This window comes from Aminobacter sp. DSM 101952 (assembly GCF_001424795.1).
GTDB classification, from domain to species: Bacteria; Pseudomonadota; Alphaproteobacteria; order Rhizobiales; family Rhizobiaceae; genus Aminobacter; species Aminobacter aganoensis.
Genome location: NZ_LMCL01000005.1, coordinates 80,228 through 97,378 on the forward strand (window position 1 = coordinate 80,228; position 17,151 = coordinate 97,378).

At 66.8% G+C, this 17,151-nt stretch carries 12 protein-coding genes; 6 read left to right on the forward strand and 6 right to left on the reverse strand.

Going from position 1 to position 17,151, the window contains the following annotated elements:
• Positions 1-26 precede the first annotated feature (26 nt).
• Positions 27-2,525 carry a heavy metal translocating P-type ATPase gene (locus tag ASC75_RS07035; protein WP_055972219.1) on the reverse strand — a complete coding sequence of 833 codons (2,499 nt, stop codon included), beginning with the start codon at positions 2,523-2,525 and terminating at the stop codon, positions 27-29.
• A gap of 297 nt (positions 2,526-2,822) precedes the next feature.
• Between ASC75_RS07035 and ASC75_RS07040 the strand changes: the two genes are divergently transcribed.
• From ASC75_RS07040 to ASC75_RS07060, 5 genes are all read left to right on the forward strand, one after another.
• Entirely contained in the window at positions 2,823-5,618 is a 2,796-nt protein-coding gene (locus ASC75_RS07040) for a [protein-PII] uridylyltransferase (protein WP_055972221.1), read from the forward strand.
• Between the two features lie 46 nt (positions 5,619-5,664).
• The gene (gene murJ, locus ASC75_RS07045; RefSeq protein ID WP_055972225.1) at positions 5,665-7,263 is read left to right on the forward strand and encodes a murein biosynthesis integral membrane protein MurJ; all 1,599 of its coding nucleotides are present in this window, start codon (positions 5,665-5,667) and stop codon (positions 7,261-7,263) included.
• A 155-nt stretch (positions 7,264-7,418) separates the two neighbouring features.
• Complete coding sequence (gene trpS, locus ASC75_RS07050; protein ID WP_055972228.1) at positions 7,419-8,486, forward strand: tryptophan--tRNA ligase; 1,068 nt, start codon at positions 7,419-7,421, stop codon at positions 8,484-8,486.
• A 76-nt stretch (positions 8,487-8,562) separates the two neighbouring features.
• The gene (locus ASC75_RS07055) at positions 8,563-9,054 is read left to right on the forward strand and encodes a universal stress protein (RefSeq protein ID WP_055972231.1); all 492 of its coding nucleotides are present in this window, start codon (positions 8,563-8,565) and stop codon (positions 9,052-9,054) included.
• Positions 9,055-9,222: 168 nt separating this feature from the next.
• Entirely contained in the window at positions 9,223-9,798 is a 576-nt protein-coding gene (locus ASC75_RS07060; RefSeq protein ID WP_055972233.1) for a NifU family protein, read from the forward strand.
• Between the two features lie 115 nt (positions 9,799-9,913).
• On the opposite strand, the gene ASC75_RS07065 is transcribed toward ASC75_RS07060, so the two are convergent.
• A complete protein-coding gene (locus ASC75_RS07065) occupies positions 9,914-10,534 on the reverse strand; it encodes a L,D-transpeptidase (protein WP_055972236.1) in 621 nt (206 codons plus the stop codon).
• 296 nt (positions 10,535-10,830) lie between these two features.
• Here ASC75_RS07065 and ASC75_RS07070 point away from each other — a divergent pair, with 296 nt between their 5' ends.
• Positions 10,831-11,331, forward strand: coding sequence for an MmcB family DNA repair protein (locus ASC75_RS07070; RefSeq protein WP_055972238.1), 501 nt, complete (start codon positions 10,831-10,833; stop codon positions 11,329-11,331).
• A gap of 93 nt (positions 11,332-11,424) precedes the next feature.
• Here ASC75_RS07070 and ASC75_RS07075 read toward each other — a convergent pair whose 3' ends face one another.
• The 4 genes from ASC75_RS07075 to ASC75_RS07090 form a co-directional block, all read right to left on the reverse strand.
• Entirely contained in the window at positions 11,425-11,985 is a 561-nt protein-coding gene (locus tag ASC75_RS07075) for an ActR/PrrA/RegA family redox response regulator transcription factor (protein WP_055972241.1), read from the reverse strand.
• Positions 11,986-12,097: 112 nt separating this feature from the next.
• On the reverse strand, positions 12,098-13,423 hold the full coding sequence (locus ASC75_RS07080; protein ID WP_055972244.1) for an ActS/PrrB/RegB family redox-sensitive histidine kinase: 1,326 nt from the start codon (positions 13,421-13,423) through the stop codon (positions 12,098-12,100).
• Between the two features lie 105 nt (positions 13,424-13,528).
• The gene (gene hrpB / locus ASC75_RS07085; protein ID WP_055972247.1) at positions 13,529-16,123 is read right to left on the reverse strand and encodes an ATP-dependent helicase HrpB; all 2,595 of its coding nucleotides are present in this window, start codon (positions 16,121-16,123) and stop codon (positions 13,529-13,531) included.
• A gap of 185 nt (positions 16,124-16,308) precedes the next feature.
• Positions 16,309-16,953, reverse strand: a complete 645-nt coding sequence (locus ASC75_RS07090; RefSeq protein ID WP_082496430.1) for an outer membrane beta-barrel protein — start codon at positions 16,951-16,953, stop codon at positions 16,309-16,311.
• Positions 16,954-17,151 lie beyond the last annotated feature (198 nt).

Sequence of the window (17,151 nt, forward strand, 5' to 3'; positions counted from 1 at the left end):
AGAACATCCTTCTTGGGAGCCGCGGTTCAGAGCTTGATCGCCCTGAGCCTCAGCGCGTTGGCAATGACCGACACCGACGACAGGCTCATCGCGGCGGCGGCAATCATCGGCGACAGGAGCGTGCCGAGGACCGGATATAGGACGCCCGCCGCGACCGGAACACCCAGGACGTTGTAGATGAAGGCGAAGAACAGGTTCTCCTTGATGTTGCGGATGGTGCCCTGGGCGAGCTTGCGGGCGCGGACGATGCCACCGAGATCGCCCTTGACCAGGGTGATGCCGGCACTTTCCATGGCGACGTCGGCGCCGGTGCCCATGGCGATGCCGACATCGGCGGCGGCGAGTGCCGGCGCGTCGTTGACGCCGTCGCCGGCCATGGCGACGCCCTGCCCCTTGGCGCAAAGCTCGTCGACAAGTGCCTTCTTGCTCTCCGGCAGCATGTCGGCGCGGACCTCGTCGATGCCGAGCTTGTCGGCGACGGCCTTGGCGGTGCGGGCGTTGTCGCCGGTCGCCATGATGATGCGCAGGCCAAGGCCGTGCAGCTCGCGGATGGCGGCGGCGGCGGAAGCCTTGATCGGATCGGCGACGGCGACGAGGCCGGCCGGCTTGCCGTCGAGGGCGACGAACATCGCGGTCTTGCCCTCGCCGCGCAGCGCGTCGGCGCGGGTGGCGAGGTCGCCGAAGTCGATGCCGAGATCGGCCATCAGCGCGGCATTGCCGAGCGCCACCTTGCGGTCCGAAACCGCGCCGACGACGCCCTTGCCGGTGATCGATTCGAAGTGGTGGACGTCGGGTGCGGCAACGCCACGCTCGGCCGCACCCTCGACGATGGCCTCGGCGAGCGGATGCTCGGAGCCCTTCTCGAGGCCGGCGGCGAGCGACAGCAGGTCCTTTTCCCCGACCCCTTCGGCGGTGACGACGTCGGTCAGCTTCGGCCGGCCTTCGGTCAAAGTGCCGGTCTTGTCGACGATGAGGGTGCTGACGCGGGCGAAACGCTCCAGCGCCTCGGCGTCCTTGATCAGAACGCCGGCCTGGGCGCCGCGGCCGGTGGCGGTCATGACCGACATCGGCGTGGCGAGGCCAAGCGCGCAGGGACAGGCGATGATGAGGACCGAGACAGCCGATACGAAGGCGAAGACCATGCTCGGCTCAGGGCCGATGAGCGCCCAGACGATGAAGGAGACGATGGCGATCAGCACCACGGTGGGCACGAAGTAGAACGAGACGCGGTCGGCGAGGCCCTGGATCGGGGCGCGGCTGCGCTGGGCCTTGGCGACCATGTCGACGATCTGCGACAGCACCGTTTCGCTGCCGACCTTTTCGGCACGCATGATGAGCGAGCCGTTCTTGTTGAGCGTGCCGCCGGTGAGCTTGTCGCCTTCGGTCTTCTCGACCGGCACCGGCTCGCCGGTGATCATCGATTCATCGACCGAGGAGCGGCCTTCGAGCACGATGCCGTCGACGGGAACGCTGTCGCCCGGGCGGATGCGCAGGCGGTCGCCGCCGACCACCTGGTCGAGCGACACTTCGGCCTCGGAGCCGTCGTCGGCGACGCGACGGGCGGTCTTGGGCGCGAGATCGAGCAGCGCACGGATGGCCGAGCCGGTGCGCTCGCGCGCCCTGAGTTCGAGCACCTGGCCGAGGAAGACGAGGGCGATAATGACCGCCGCCGCCTCGAAATAGACCGGCACCGAGCCGCCATGGCCGCGGAACTGGTGCGGGAACAGGCCGGGGAACAGCGTGGCGATGACCGAATAGATATAGGCCGCGCCGACGCCGAGCGAGATCAGCGTCCACATGTTGGGGCTGCGGTTGCGGAACGAATCCAGGCCGCGATGGAAGAAGGGCAGCGCCGCCCACAGCACGACCGGCGTGGCCAGCGCCAGCTCGAGCCAGGAGGCCAGCGGTTCGCCGATCCAGTCGCGCACCGGCAGGCCGACCATCGGCCCCATGGCAATGACGAGCAGGGGAATGGACAGGACGGCGCTGACCCAGAAGCGGCGGGTGAAATCGACCAGTTCAGGATTGGGGCCGTCGTCGGCGCTCGGCATCATCGGCTCGAGCGCCATGCCGCAAATCGGGCAGGAACCGGGCTTGTCGCGGATGATCTCGGGATGCATCGGGCAGGTGTACTGCGTGTCCCTGGGCATCGGCTCCGCCGCAGCCTTGCCGGAAAGGTATCTTGCCGGCTCGGCGGTGAACTTGCCCTCGCAGGTGGAGGAACAGAAATAGTAGCCGGAGCCCTCGTGCTTGAGGAAATGCCTGGCCGTGTCGCGGGCGACATCCATGCCGCAGACCGGATCCTTGGCGCTAACATACTTGTCCGGCGCCGCCTCGAACTTGTCACGGCAGGAATCGCTGCAGAAATGGTAACGGTGGCCGGCATGTTCCAGCGTCGGCTTGCCGGCGGCCGGATCGACGGTCATGCCGCAGACCGGATCGCGCACGACGGCTTCGCCTTCGGCCGGGGCCTTGGTGTTGGCCGCGTGATGCTGGTGGCCGTGATGGTCGTGCTTGTCGTTCATGTCGCAGGTTCCGCATTCCTCGTGCAGCGATTCTAGAGGTTCCAGTACGGGGAAGGTCAACAGCCCGGCGGGATGGCGTGTTCGAAACCCCTGTTCCCCAGCGCGCCCCAAAAGGGACGGGCTTTGTCGAACACATGTTCGACAATCTCTAACGAGGACGCCGGGGCAATCGTTCCCTGGCTGGCTCGGCATCCCGGCGCACCCATATCAGCGGGAACTGCAACAGCGCGCAGCCATACCCATGGCGGAAAAATCGCGCTATAGACGCGACCTCAAGGGCGAGGCCAGCCGAGGCACATGACAGACATTCCGCTCAACCTGGAGCTTCTGATCGACGCGGACGCGCTGCGCCGCGACCTGAGCGCACTGACCGGCGAAGACGGCAACGGCGCCGATCCGGCGATCAGGACGTCGGTGCTGGCGATGCTCAAGGAGCGCGTCGCCGCCGGCAAGAAGATCGCCGAGACCATGCTGATGGAGGACGAGGGCGGCACCGCCTGCGCCATCCGCATATCGCACCTCATGGACGAGGTGATCCGCGTCCTCTACGACTTCGCCGTCACCCACGTCTACCGGGCCAAGAACCCGTCGCGGGCCGAACGCATGGCGGTGGTGGCCGTCGGCGGCTATGGCCGCGGCACCCTCGCCCCGGGCTCCGACATCGACCTGTTGTTCCTGCTGCCCTACAAGCAGACGCCGTGGGGCGAGCAGATCGTCGAATACATGCTCTACATGCTGTGGGACATGGGGCTGAAGGTCGGCCACGCCACCCGCAACATCGACGAATGCCTGAGGCTTTCGCGCAGCGATATCACCATCCGCACGGCGATCCTCGAAGCCCGCTTCGTGTGGGGCGAAGAGAAGCTCTGCAACGAGCTGATCGAGCGCTTCGACAAGGAGCTGGTGAAGGACACCGGGCCCGAATACGTGCAGGCAAAGCTCGCCGAGCGTGACACCCGCCATTCCAAATCAGGCGAGAGCCGCTACCTGGTGGAGCCCAACATCAAGGACGGCAAGGGCGGGCTGCGCGACCTGCACACGCTGTTCTGGATCGCCAAATATTATTATCGGGTGCGCACCGGCGCCGAGCTGATCAACAAGGGCGTGTTCACGCAAGGGGAACACGGCCAATTCGTCGAGGCCGAGGACTTCCTGTGGGCGGTGCGCTGCCACATGCACTTCCTGACCGGCAAGCCGGAAGAGCGGCTGCATTTCGACATCCAGCGCGAGATCGCCGAGCGGCTGGGCTACACCACCCAGCCGGGGCTTTCGGCGGTCGAGCGCTTCATGAAGGACTACTTCCTGGTGGCCAAGGAGGTGGGCGACCTGACCCGCATCTTCTGTGCCGCCCTCGAAGAGGAACAGGCCAAGGACGCGCCCGGCTTCCACGGGCTTTTGCAGGGCTTTTCGCGGCGGCGGCGCAAGCTCGCCGGGACCAGCGACTTCATCATCGACAACCAGCGCATCAACGTGGCCGACGACGAGGTGTTCCGGCGCGACCCGGTCAACATGCTGCGCTTCTTCTGGTTTGCCGACCGGCACGGGCTGGAGCTGCACCCGAACGCGCTGAAGCTTCTGACCCGCTCGCTCGGGCTGGTCGACAAGGGCCTGCGCCGCAACGAGGAGGCCAACCGCTACTTCCTCGACATCCTGACGTCGGACCGCAATCCCGAGCTCAACATGCGGCGCATGAACGAGGCGGGGCTGCTCGGCCGGCTGATCCCCGATTTCGGCAAGATCGTCGCGATGATGCAGTTTTCGATGTACCACCACTACACCGTTGACGAGCACCTGCTGCGCTGCATCGGCGTGCTGTCGGAGATCGAGCATGGCGACGGCGAGAAGATCCACCCGCTCAGCCACTCGCTGATCGGCGGGCTGAAGAAGCAGCGCGAAGTGCTGTATGTCGCCGTGCTGCTGCACGACATCGCCAAGGGCCGGCCGGAAGACCATTCGGAGGCCGGCGGCAAGATCGCCCGCCGCATCGGCCCGCATATGGGGCTATCGCCCGCCGACACCGAGACGGTGGCCTGGCTGGTGGAGAACCATCTCGCCATGTCGATGACGGCGCAGACGCGCGACCTCAACGACCGCAAGACCATCGACGACTTCGCCGACGTGGTGCAGTCGGTGGAGCGGCTGAAGCTGCTGCTGATCCTGACCGTATGCGACATTCGCGGCGTCGGGCCCGGTGTCTGGAACGGCTGGAAGGGCCAGTTGCTGCGCACGCTGTATTTCGAGACCGAGCTGCTGCTCACCGGCGGCTTTTCCGAGCTGTCCCGGGCCGAGCGCACGGCGGCGGCCCGCGAGACGCTGGCAGGAGCACTTGCCGACTGGCCGGAGAAGGCGCGCAAGAAATACGTCAAGCTGCACTACGAGAACTACCTCCTGACCGTCGATCTCGACGACCAGAAGCGCCATGCGGACTTCATTCGCGGCGCCGACGAGGCGGGCAAGCAGCTGTCGACGATGGTGCGGACGCACGAGTTCGAGGCCGTCACCGAAATCACCATCCTGGCGCAGGACCACCCGCGACTGCTGTCCGTCATTGCGGGGGCCTGTGCGGCTGCCGGCGGCAACATCGTCGACGCGCAGATATTCACCACCTCCGACGGGCGGGCGCTGGACATCATCCTGATTTCCCGCGAGTTCGACCGAGACGAGGACGAGCGCCGCCGCGCCGAGCGCGTCGGCCAGCTGATCGAGGACGTGCTTTCGGGCAAGAGCTGGCTGCCGGAGATGATCGCCAAGCGGGCCAAGCCGAAGCGCGGCCAGAAGACCTTCCGCATCCAGCCGCGCGCCGAGATCCGCAACACGCTGTCGAACCGATTCTCGGTGGTCGAGGTGGTGGGCCTCGACCGTCCCGGCTTCCTGTCGGAGATCACTGGCGCGCTGTCGGACCTGTCGCTCGACATCGCCTCGGCGCACATCACCACCTTCGGCGAGAAGGTGATCGACACTTTCTACGTCACCGACCTGACCGGCCAGAAGATCGACAACCCGACACGGCTCGAAAACATCCGCGCCCGCCTGATCGCCACGCTCGAAGGGCCGAACGCCGATCGCGCCAAGGCCAAAGCGGCGGCGGAATGAGCGCAGCCATTCTCCCGCCCAAATCCGCAAGGCATCGTCGCGTCCCATGTCACTGATCAAGAAATTCGCGACGGTCGCGTCGGGCACGCTGATGAGCCGGGCGCTGGGTTTTGCCCGCGAGATGCTGATGGCGGCAGCACTCGGCACCGGGCCAGTGGCCGACGCCTTCTATGCAGCGTTCCAGTTTCCCAACACCTTCCGCCGGCTGTTTGCCGAAGGCGCGTTCAACGCCGCCTTCGTGCCGTTGTTCGCCAAGGAGATCGAGGCCAACGGCGTCGAGGGCGCCAAGCGCTTCTCGGAAGAGGTGTTCGGCGTGCTGTTCACGGCGCTGCTGGCGCTGACGATCGCAATGGAACTGGCGATGCCGCTGATCGTGCGCTTCGTCGTGGCGCCCGGCTTTGCCGACAACCCGGAGAAGTACGACCTGACGGTGGCGCTCGCGACCATAATGTTCCCCTATCTCATCTGCATGTCGCTGGCGGCGATGATGAGTGGCATGCTGAATTCGCTGCGCCGCTACTTCGCGGCGGCAGTCGCCCCGGTGTTCCTCAACATCATCCTGGTCGGCGTGCTGGCCAATGCCTGGTATCGCGGCCATGACGGGCTGACGGTGGGCTATGCACTGGCCTGGGGCGTGCTGGCGGCCGGCCTGGTGCAGCTTGCCATCGTCTGGATCGCCGTGCGCCATGCCGGCATCGCCATCGGCTTTCGCCGGCCGAAGCTGACGCCCAACGTCAAGCGGCTGCTGTGGCTCGCCCTGCCCGCCGCGATCACCGGCGGCATCACCCAGATCAACACGCTGATCGGCACGGCGATCGCCTCGGGCCAGGACAGCGCGGTGTCGTCGCTGAACCTTGCCGACCGGGTCTACCAGCTGCCGCTCGGCGTGGTCGGCGTGGCGGTCGCCATCGTGCTTTTGCCGGAGCTGTCGCGGGCGCTGAAGTCGGGCAACCTGATCGAGGCGGCCAACCTGCAGAACCGCTCGGTCGAGTTCACGCTGTTCCTGACGCTGCCGGCGGCGGCGGCACTGCTCGTCATCTCCGAACCGATCGTGCGGGTGCTCTATGAGCGAGGCGCGTTTGCTGCCACCAACAGCACGCCGGTGGTGTCGGCGATCCTCGCCATCTTCGGCCTCGGCCTGCCGGCCTTCGTGCTGATCAAGGCGTTCACGCCCGGCTTCTTCGCCCGCGAAGACACCCGCACGCCGATGTATTTCGCGGCCATCTCGGTGGCGGTCAACGTGTCGGTGGCGCTGACGCTGTTTCCGTCCTGGGGCGCGCCCGGCATCGCCGCGGCCGCCGCGATCGCCGGCTGGGTCAACGCGACGATGCTGCTGGGAACCCTGATCTGGCGCGGCCACTGGGACCGCGACGCGGCGCTGCTGAAACGCATCCCCCGCCTGGTCATCGCCGCGGCGATCATGGCGGCGGGGCTGTGGTTCGCCGCAGGCGAGGCCGAGCAATGGCTCGGGTCCGCTGCCCCGGTCTACACGCAGGCGGCAGCGCTGGCCGTGCTGGTGGCGGGCGCGATGGTCATCTATTTCGGCGTCGCCTTCGGCATCGGCGGGGCGGATATCGGCATGATCCGGCGCAACATCAGGCGCAACCGCGCCAACGCCGCCACTGGTGCCACCGAGCCCGAGTGACGGCGCAGGCGGAGCCGGTGCGACGCGCGGACAGCCATTCGGGTTGATTGGCCCAGCGCGCTGACTGCCCTTGCCCGATCCCCTGCCATCGTTCATAAGCGCCACTCGATTTTCGCCGCGCGCGAAACGGCCCTCCACAAGCCACGGGATCCATCATGACCGACTTCAAACCGCTCATCTTCTCCGGCGTCCAGCCGACCGGCAATCTCCACCTCGGCAACTATCTCGGCGCCATCCGCAAGTTCGTCGCCCTGCAGGACACCAACGACTGCATCTATTGCGTCGTCGACCTGCACTCGCTGACCGCACAGCTCGTCCATGACGACCTCGAGAGCCAGACGCGCTCGATCACCGCGGCGTTCCTCGCCTCCGGCATCGACCCCAAGAAGCACATCGTCTTCAACCAGGCCCGCGTGCTGCAGCACGCCGAGCTGGCGTGGATCTTCAACTGCGTGGCGCGCATCGGCTGGATGAACCGGATGACGCAGTTCAAGGACAAGGCCGGCAAGGACCGCGAGAACGCCTCGCTGGGCCTGCTCGCCTATCCGAGCCTGATGGCGGCCGACATCCTGCTTTATCGCGCTACCCACGTGCCCGTCGGCGAGGACCAGAAGCAGCACCTGGAGCTGACGCGCGACATCGCCCAGAAGTTCAACAATGACTTCTCGGCGCGCATCGCCGATCTCGGCATCGGCGTCGAGATGCAAGTCGGCGAAGAGACGGTCAACGGCTATTTCCCGATCACCGAGCCGATCATCGGCGGGCCGGCGGCGCGCATCATGAGCCTGCGCGACGGTTCGAAGAAGATGTCGAAGTCGGACCCCTCCGACCTGTCGCGCATCAACCTGACCGACGATGCCGACACGATCTCGAAGAAGATTCGCAAGGCCAAGACCGATCCGGCGCCGCTGCCGAGCGAGCTCGACGGCCTGAAGGAGCGCCCGGAGGCGGAAAACCTCGTCGGCATCTATGCCGGCCTGGCCGACATGACCAAGGAAGAGGTGCTGCGCCAGTTTTCGGGCCAGCAGTTCTCGGTGTTCAAGCCGGCGCTGGCCGACCTGGCGGTCGAGAAACTGGCGCCGATCGCCGGCGAGATGCGCCGCCTGATGGACGATCCCGGCCATATCGACGCCGTGCTGCGCGATGGCGGCGACCGCGCCCGCGCCATCGCCGAAACGACGATGAAGGACGTGCGCAACATCATCGGCCTGCTGGGCGACTGAAAAACGACATCGGCGCCGGCTGCTTGCGGGCGGCCCGCGCCGGTGGCAGATTGCCAACCGAACATCAGGGTAGCACATGGTCTCCAAACGCCTCAGCAAGGAAGCCGGCCACCGGCGCAAGTTCCTGGCGATCATCGACGATACGCCGGAATGCGAACGCGCGGTCGCCTATGCCTCCAAGCGGGCGCGGAGCACCAACGGCGTGCTGGTGCTGCTCTATGTCATCGAGCCCGACGATTTCCAGCATTGGCTGGGAGTCGAAAAGATCATGCGCGAGGAGGCGACCGCCGCGGCCAACAGCGCACTCGACACGCAGGCCGGAAAGGTGCGCGAGACGCTGGGCATCGAACCGGAGTTGGTGGTGCGCGAGGGCCGGCCGGCCGACGAGATCCACAAGCTGATTGAAGACGACCAGGATATCGCTATCCTGGTGCTGGCGGCAGGCGCCGGCAAGGAAGGCCCCGGCCCGCTCGTCGCCTCGATCGCCGGCAAGGGCGCCGCCTTCCCAATCCCGGTGACGGTGGTGCCGCTCAACCTGTCCGACGAGGACATCGACAGCCTAGCCTGATCGATGTCCTGGCCTGATAGACCCTGGCCCAATAGACCCCTGGCCTAATGACGGGGCGCAACATATTGGCGCGGAGGCGCGCCAGCGGCTTGAATGTCGGCCGTCTTAAGCCTAATTAGAACTATTCCAAACTGACAACCCCGCGCGCGCGGGCACGGAGACACGCCCATGTTCATCCAGACCGAAGCGACCCCCAATCCGGCGACGCTGAAGTTCCTGCCGGGCAAGGAAGTCCTGCTCGAAGGCACCGCCGATTTCCGCGATGCCGACAGCGCGCGCGCAGCCTCGCCGCTGGCCGGCCGGCTGTTCGACATTCCGGGCGTGACCGGCGTGTTCTTCGGCTACGATTTCATCACCGTCAGCAAGGACGGCCCCGACTGGCAGCACCTGAAGCCGGCGATCCTCGGCTCGATCATGGAACACTTCATGTCGGGCGCCCCGGTGATGGCAGGCCAGGCCGCGGGCGGCGGCGGCCATCATGACGACGAGAACGAGTTCTTCGACAAGGCCGACGCCGAGATCGTGGTGACGATCAAGGAACTGCTCGACACGCGCGTGCGCCCGGCGGTGGCCCAGGACGGCGGCGACATCACCTTCCGCGGCTACGAGAACGGCACCGTGTTCCTGCACATGAAGGGCGCCTGCGCCGGCTGCCCATCGTCGACGGCGACGCTGAAGCACGGCATCCAGAACCTGCTTCGCCATTTCGTGCCGGAGGTCCAGCAGGTCGAACAGATCTCCTGAGACCGAGGCCGTTCCGCGGGCCATCAGCGGGGACGAAAAGACCAGACAACAAAAAACCGGGCCAAAGCGCCCGGTTTTTCGTTTGCGACGTCCGTGTTGCCTGGACGGTTCGCAGTTATTGCACGATGACCTTGGCGCCGACGTCGACGCGGTTGTAGAGGTCGATGATGTCCTGGTTCATCAGGCGGATGCAACCCGAGGACATGGCCTTACCGATGGAGTTCCATTCCGGCGTGCCATGCAGGCGGTAGCCGGTATCGCCACCCTTGTTGTAGAGATAGAGGGCGCGGGCGCCGAGCGCGTTCTTGGGTCCGCCCGGCATGCCGCCGGCCCATTTGGCGAGCTCGGGCTGGCGCTTGATCATCGCCGAGGGCGGCGTCCATACCGGCCACTCGCGCTTCGCTGCGACGCGGGAAGTGCCCTGCCATTCGAAACCTTCGCGGCCGACGCCGATGCCATAGCGCATCGCCTTGCCGTCGGGCTGGACGAGGTAGAGGAACTTGGGGCCGGTATCGACGATGACCGTGCCCGGAGCCTCGTTGGTCTCGTAACGCACGATCTGGCGATGGAACTGGCGCGGAACCTTGCTGATCGGGATGGTCGGCAGCTGGTAGCCGGCATCGACGCGGCCACCATAATCGTTGGAGAACATGCGCGAGACGCCGTCGGTCGAACAGCCCGCGAGTGCGGTGGTCAGCGCCAGGGCGGCGACAATGGCAAGAGACTTCAATCGCATGTGGGGTTCCCAAGCAAGAGCGACATCCGGACCGATTCGGCCTCATTTTTGCCACCATTCTTACCGGTCAGGCATTTTGCTTGCCAAGAGGCGCGGACCAGCAAAGCCGCGCTCTCGTTAACGTAAGGTCCGGGTTATGGCATTTCGGCAACACGCATCGCGGGAAAAACCAACAGATTCAACGACAGGCGGCAATGGCGGGTTTTGCCCGGGCGCGGAACCGCCTGGCGGGACGCTGTCTGGAATAATCCAGCGAGCGGGTTCAAAACGTGAACAAATGATGTAATGATTGGTCCATGCCGATCATTTCCCCCGTCGCTTCCAACCCCCTCGTCGATGGCCGCCAGTCCGAGCGCGCCATGCTGGTGCGTCGCGGCGTGCAGCGCCTGCTGATGCAGATGGGCGCGCATGTGCTGCCCGAACTGTCGCTGGCGACGGGACGGCGCGCCGACCTCGTGGCGCTGACCCGGCAGGGCGACATCTGGATCATCGAGATCAAGTCGTCGATCGAGGACTTCCGCGTCGACCGCAAATGGCCGGAATACCGGCTGCACTCGGACCGCTTCTTCTTCGCCACGCATCCCGAGGTGCCGGCCGGCATCTTTCCCGAGGAGTGCGGCTTCATCCTCTCCGACGGCTATGGCGCCGAGATCATGCGCGAGGCTCCGGAACACCGGATCGCGGCGGCGACACGCAAGGCGCTGATGCTGCGCATCGCACGCGCGGGAGCCGCCCGGCTGCTGGCGGCGGAGCTGGCGGGCGTGGCGGTGCCGGCGCTGGAAGGGGAAAGCGAGTAAGAGGGGAATAGGGAATAGGGAATAGCAGAACGAGAAACGGCGCCTGAAGATCAAGCGCCGCCCACTATTCGCCACTCACTGCTCGCTATTCGCTTATCTCGGCGCCCGCTTGGCGAGGATGCGCTGGAGGGTGCGGCGGTGCATATTGAGCCGGCGTGCGGTTTCAGAGACATTGCGCTCGCACATCTCGTAGACGCGCTGGATATGCTCCCAGCGGACGCGGTCGGCGGACATCGGGTTTTCCGGCGGAGCTGCGCGCTCTCCGGACGAATTGGTCAGCGCGGCATAGACGTCGTCGGCGTCGGCAGGCTTGGAGAGATAATCGATGGCACCGAGCTTCACGGCGGTGACGGCGGTGGCGATGTTGCCGTAGCCGGTCAGGATGACGGTGCGGGTGTCTTCGCGGCGCTCGCGGATGGCCGAGACGACATCGAGGCCGTTGCCGTCACCCAGGCGCATGTCGACCACGGCATAGGCCGGCGGATTGGCGCGGACCTTGGCGACCGCTTCCTCGACGCTCTCGGCGGTATCGACGGCGAAGCCGCGGCTTTCCATGGCGCGGGCCAGGCGGGTCAGAAAGGGCTTGTCGTCGTCGACGAGCAGCAGTGAGTGGTCTTCGCCCGGCAATCCGGCCGCAATGTCCTGGGTGGTCATCGCCTCTGTCCTTTTATCGTTGATCCCAGTCGTTCTTATGTTTTTCCAAGCAGATATAGGTGCGGAGGCGTCATGTCCAATGGCGCAGGCCCAAATGCCGTGACTTCAGGCCTCATGCGGTGTCGAACATCGTCGTGCCGGCAGCGGCCGGATTGAGGAAGACGGTGCGCGGCCACGAGATCCGGACCACGGCCCCCTCGCCCGGCCCGCTGGAATTGCTGAAGCTGATCTCGGCACCGGAACGCTCGAGCAGGGTCTTGGCGATGAACAGGCCGAGGCCGAGGCCGCCGCCGGGCTCGGCGCCCTGGCGGGTCGACATGTAGGGCTCGCCGATGCGGTCGATGATGTCCGCCGGGAAGCCCGGGCCATCGTCCATGATGCTGAAGGCGACGGTGTCGCTGTCCCAGCGCCAGTGCACGGTGACACGGCTGCGGGCGAAGTCGACGGCGTTTTCGACGAGGTTGCCGAGACCGTAGATGACGCCCGGGTTGCGGTGGCCGACCGGCTCGGGCCCGATGCGCTCGCCGGGGTCGAGCTTGATGGAGATGCCGAAATCGCGGTGCGGGGCGATGACCTCCTCGACCAGCGAGGTCAGCGGCAGGCGGGCGAGATGTTCCTCGCCCTCCGAAGACAGGCTGGTGAGGCGCTTGAGGATCTCGCGGCAGCGCTCGCTCTGGCTGCGCAGCAGCGTGACGTCCTCGCCGTATTTCGGATCGTTGCCGAGCGCGCGCTCCATCTCCTTGGCGACCAGGGTGATGGTGGCGAGCGGGGTGCCCAGCTCATGGGCGGCGGCGGCGGCGAGGCCGTCGAGCGCCGACAGGTGCTGCTCGCGCTGCAATACCAGCTCGGTGGCGGCAAGCGCGTTGGCGAGCAGGCGGGCCTCGTCGGCGACGCGGAAGGCATACATGGCGGTGAAGGCGATCGAGCAGCAGACCGCGATCCAGATGCCCGAGGTATAGATGAACGGCATTGCCAGCACGATGCCGTCGTACCAGGGCAACGGCAGGTGGAAGAAGGCAAGCAGGCTGACCATGACGATGACCAAAACCGCCAGCATGGCGGTCAGCCGCAGCGGCAGCGACGTCGCCGAGATGACGACGGGCACCGTCATCAACAGCGAGAACGGATTGGTGAGGCCGCCGGTGATGAACAGCAGGCCGGCGAGCTGCAGGCTGTCAAAGGTGAGGATGGCGAAGGCGGCAAAGGGGTTGAGGCGCTGGGTGGCGGGATAGCGGAAGGCGAGGAACAGGTTGAGCCAGGCGGAACTGGCGATGAGCGCGAAACACAGGCTGACCGGCAGCGGGAACTCCAGCCAGTAGGCAACCACCACGACGGTGAAGCTCTGGCCGACAATCGCCAGCCAGCGCAGGCGGATGAGCGTGTTGAGCCGCAGCCGGTGGCTGTGCTGGAGGTCGGGGGTGCGGGTCAGCGAATTCATGCCCGCTATATGCGCTGCAAGGCGCATCCACGCCAAGTGCCCGTGCACGGTCTTTTCCGAAAACCGCGCCGACGGTGCCGCAGCCTGCCGGCGCCGGGCCAGGCGTCAGGTGCCGCGCGGCTTGGCGCGGGCGGTCGCCTGGGCCTCCAGCGGGTTGTCCGGCCAGACATGCCGGGGGTAGCGGCCGCGCATGTCGGAGCGGACATCGGCCCAGGAACCGCGCCAGAAGCCGGGCAGGTCGCGTGTCGTCTGGATCGGGCGATGGGCCGGCGACAGCAGCTCCAGGGTGAGCGGCACGGTGCCGTTGGCAATCGCGGGATGCCTGTCCATGCCGAACAGCTCCTGCACGCGAACGGCCAGCACCGGGAATTCGCCATCGTAGCGGATAGGCACATGGCTGCCGGAGGGCGCGGTGAAATGCGTCGGGGCAAGCGAGGCGATCTTGCGCTGGAGATCGTGCGGGACGAGCGACAGCAGCGCGTCGTGCAGCACGCCGGCGCCGATGCGGGCGAAGGATGCCTCGCCGCGCAGGAAGGGCAGCAGCCACTCCTCCAGGCGGTCGAGCAAGGCTGCGTCCGCCATGTCGGGCCAGGGCTCGCCGAGGCCGCGGTGCAGCCAGGTGAGGCGCTGGCGCAGCGTCTCGGCCTCCTTGCCCCAGTCGAGAAGGTCGAGGCCGTGGGCGCGGAGCGCTTCGAGAATGGCGCGGTCGGCCTCTTCGCCCCTCGGTGCCGGCAGCATGCGCTCGGACAGGGTGACGGCGCCGATGCGAACGGTTTCGCGGACGCGGACGGAGCGCTTTTCCCGGTCGAAGGCGGCTTGCGTCTTCCGCTCCAGATGCGACGCAAGGATCGTGCGGATGTCGGCTTCGGAGACTGCGGCGGCGGAGGCAATGCGGGCGTTCTGTGCCTTGCCCTGGAGATCGGCGACGACGAGATATTGCTCGCCGGCGAGCGGATCGGCGGCATCGATGGCGGCACCTCTGCCATTGGCGAGCACGAAGCGGCCGCGCTCACCGCGCGCCTTGGCGACACGGTCGGGCCAGGCAAAGAGGAGAAGGGCGCCGGGAGTCAGCGGGTCTGACGTTGCGGACCCTCGCGCAGGTTCGCGCTGCCCCTCAACCCCTGCCGGACCTTCTCCCCGTGACGACGGGGAGAAGGAGGCTGGCCGCGACGTCGATGCTCCCCTCTCCCCGTCATTCACCGGGAGAGGGTAAGGGTGAGGGGCATTCTTCCCCGCCGCCCGCGCCAGGCGCTCGGCCAGTTGCCGTGCCGCGTTGGCGCGGGGGGCGCGCTCGTTGCGGAAGCGCTGCAGCCGGCGTTCAAGGTCGGCGCTGTCGCCGCCGAGGCCGCGCTCGGTCATCAGCACGGCGAGCTGTGCGGCCTCGAGGGCCGCACCCTGCCCTGCCGCTTCGGCGACCATGTGGGCGAGGCGGACGGGCAGAGCGAGTTTTCGCATCGCCTGGCCGGAGGGCGTCAGGCGGCCATCGGCATCGATGGCATCGAGATCGGCCAGCAATGCCCTCGCCTCGGCCAACGCCGGCGCCGGCGGCGGATCGAGGAAGGCAAGCGTAGCGGGATCGGCAACGCCGAAGGCGGCGCAGTCGAGCGCGAAGCCGGAGAGGTCGGCCTCCAGGATTTCGGGCGGCGAAAATGCCGGAAGTGCCGCCGTCTGTTCGGCGCGCCACAAGCGCACGGCAACACCGGGGCTGGTGCGGCCAGCACGGCCGGCGCGCTGGTCGGCGGCGGCGCGCGAGGCGCGCACGGTCTCCAGCCGCGTCAGCCCGCTCGACGGCTCGTATCTGGGCAGGCGCGACAGGCCGGAATCGATGACGACACGGACGCCGTCGATGGTGATCGAGGTCTCGGCGATGGCGGTCGCCAGCACCACCTTGCGGCGGCCGGCCGGAGCGGGCCCGATCGCAGCGTCCTGGGCCTTTCCGTCGAGCATGCCATAAAGCGGCACAACGTCGACATCGGCACTGATACGGCCGTCAAGACGTTCGGCGGTGCGCTCGATCTCGCGCTGCCCGGGCAGGAAAGCGAGCACGCTGCCCGGTTCGTCGGCGAGTGCCGTGCGGATCGCCCTGGCCATGGCGTCCTCGATGGCAACCCCGGCCGGGCGCTCGTCGTAGCGGATGTCGATGGGGAAGCTGCGGCCCTGGCTCTCGATGACCGGGGCTGCGTCGAGGAGCTTTGCCACGCGGGCGCCGTCGAGCGTCGCCGACATGACGACGAGCCTGAGGTCGGGGCGCAGCGCGCCCTGCACGTCGAGCGCCAGCGCGAGACCGAAATCGCCATCCAGCGAGCGCTCGTGGAACTCGTCGAACAGCACGGCGGATATGCCGGGCAGTTCGGGATCGTCGAGGATCATGCGGGCCAGAACGCCCTCGGTGACGACGAGGATGCGCGTCCGTGCACTGACCTTGTTTTCCATGCGCATGGCGTAGCCGACGGTTTCGCCGGGCTCCTCGCCGAGAAGCGCTGCCATGCGGCGCGCGGCGGCGCGGGCGGCAAGCCGGCGCGGCTCGAGCAGGACGATCCTGCCGTCGCCGCGCCAGGGCGCGTCGAGCAGCGCCAGCGGCACCAGCGTGGTCTTGCCGGCGCCGGGCGGGGCGACCAGAACCGCGCTGTTGCCGGAGGACAAGGCCTCGGCAAGGTGCGGCAGGACCGCCGAAACCGGCAGGTCGGGGAGCTTGGTCATCGGGTTCGTTCCGCCTTTTTCCGCCGCGCAGGCGGTCCGGCCGGCAATACCAGTGCAGGCCGCCACGAGGCAAGCTCGGCGGCCGGAGCACCTGCGGCGGGACGGCCACGCCGATGTCCCAGGCAAAGCATTTGACGGTATCGCAGCGTGGCCGGCCGATGCGCACGGCGCGCGACGACGATCTCTTAGAACCTGACGTGCAATCCGATGGTGCCGGCGGTGAAATTGGCATCGACGGCGTGACCCATCACATTGAGCACCTGGGGAAAGGTCTCCTCCTCAAGGACAAAATGGCGGATTTCGAAACTGATCGAGGCCTTGTCCGCAAATGCATATTCGGCGCCGCCGCCGACGGCATAGCCCGAGTGCGTGCGGCGGGGATAAGAAACGTCAACGGACGCTACCGAGTCATAGTCGTGCTGGAGACCGACCAGCGCGCCGCCGGCGGTGCCGTAGACCAGTGCGCGACCGAACGCCAGGCCAAGCTGGGCGTTGGCGGTTGCCAGCCATTCGACCTTGAACCGGGCATGATTGAAGCTGCCTACCATGCCCTTGACGTTGGCCAGCGCTCCGTCCACGGACACGCCCACCACCGCCGGCCCGTATTGGTAACGATAGCCTGCTTTCAGGCCGGCAAGGCCGCCATCGATCGCGCCCACATCGGGAATGCCAACGGGCACGTTGGTGTATGACGCATCGCCATTGGCGCCACCAGCGAACGCGCCGACATAGACGCCGGACCAGTCGACGCCGACCCGGCTTGCGTCCTGCGCCAAAGCAGACCCGGCAGTTGACACCACTACAGCCGCAGCAACGGCAAGACGTTTCATGTTTCCCCCTCAGACGACGACAAGTCGAATCCGTGGTTCGACTGGATACAAGCTCGATGCCGGGTGTCAACACGCATTCGGGCGCGACTGAACCGCTGCAACAAATGATAGGGAGCCTCCTGTCACAGACGGTCGCCAAGAGTGATCGGTGCCGCCCTTGCTTCGCCGGAATGACGCTTACCGTGACAGGCACTTGAC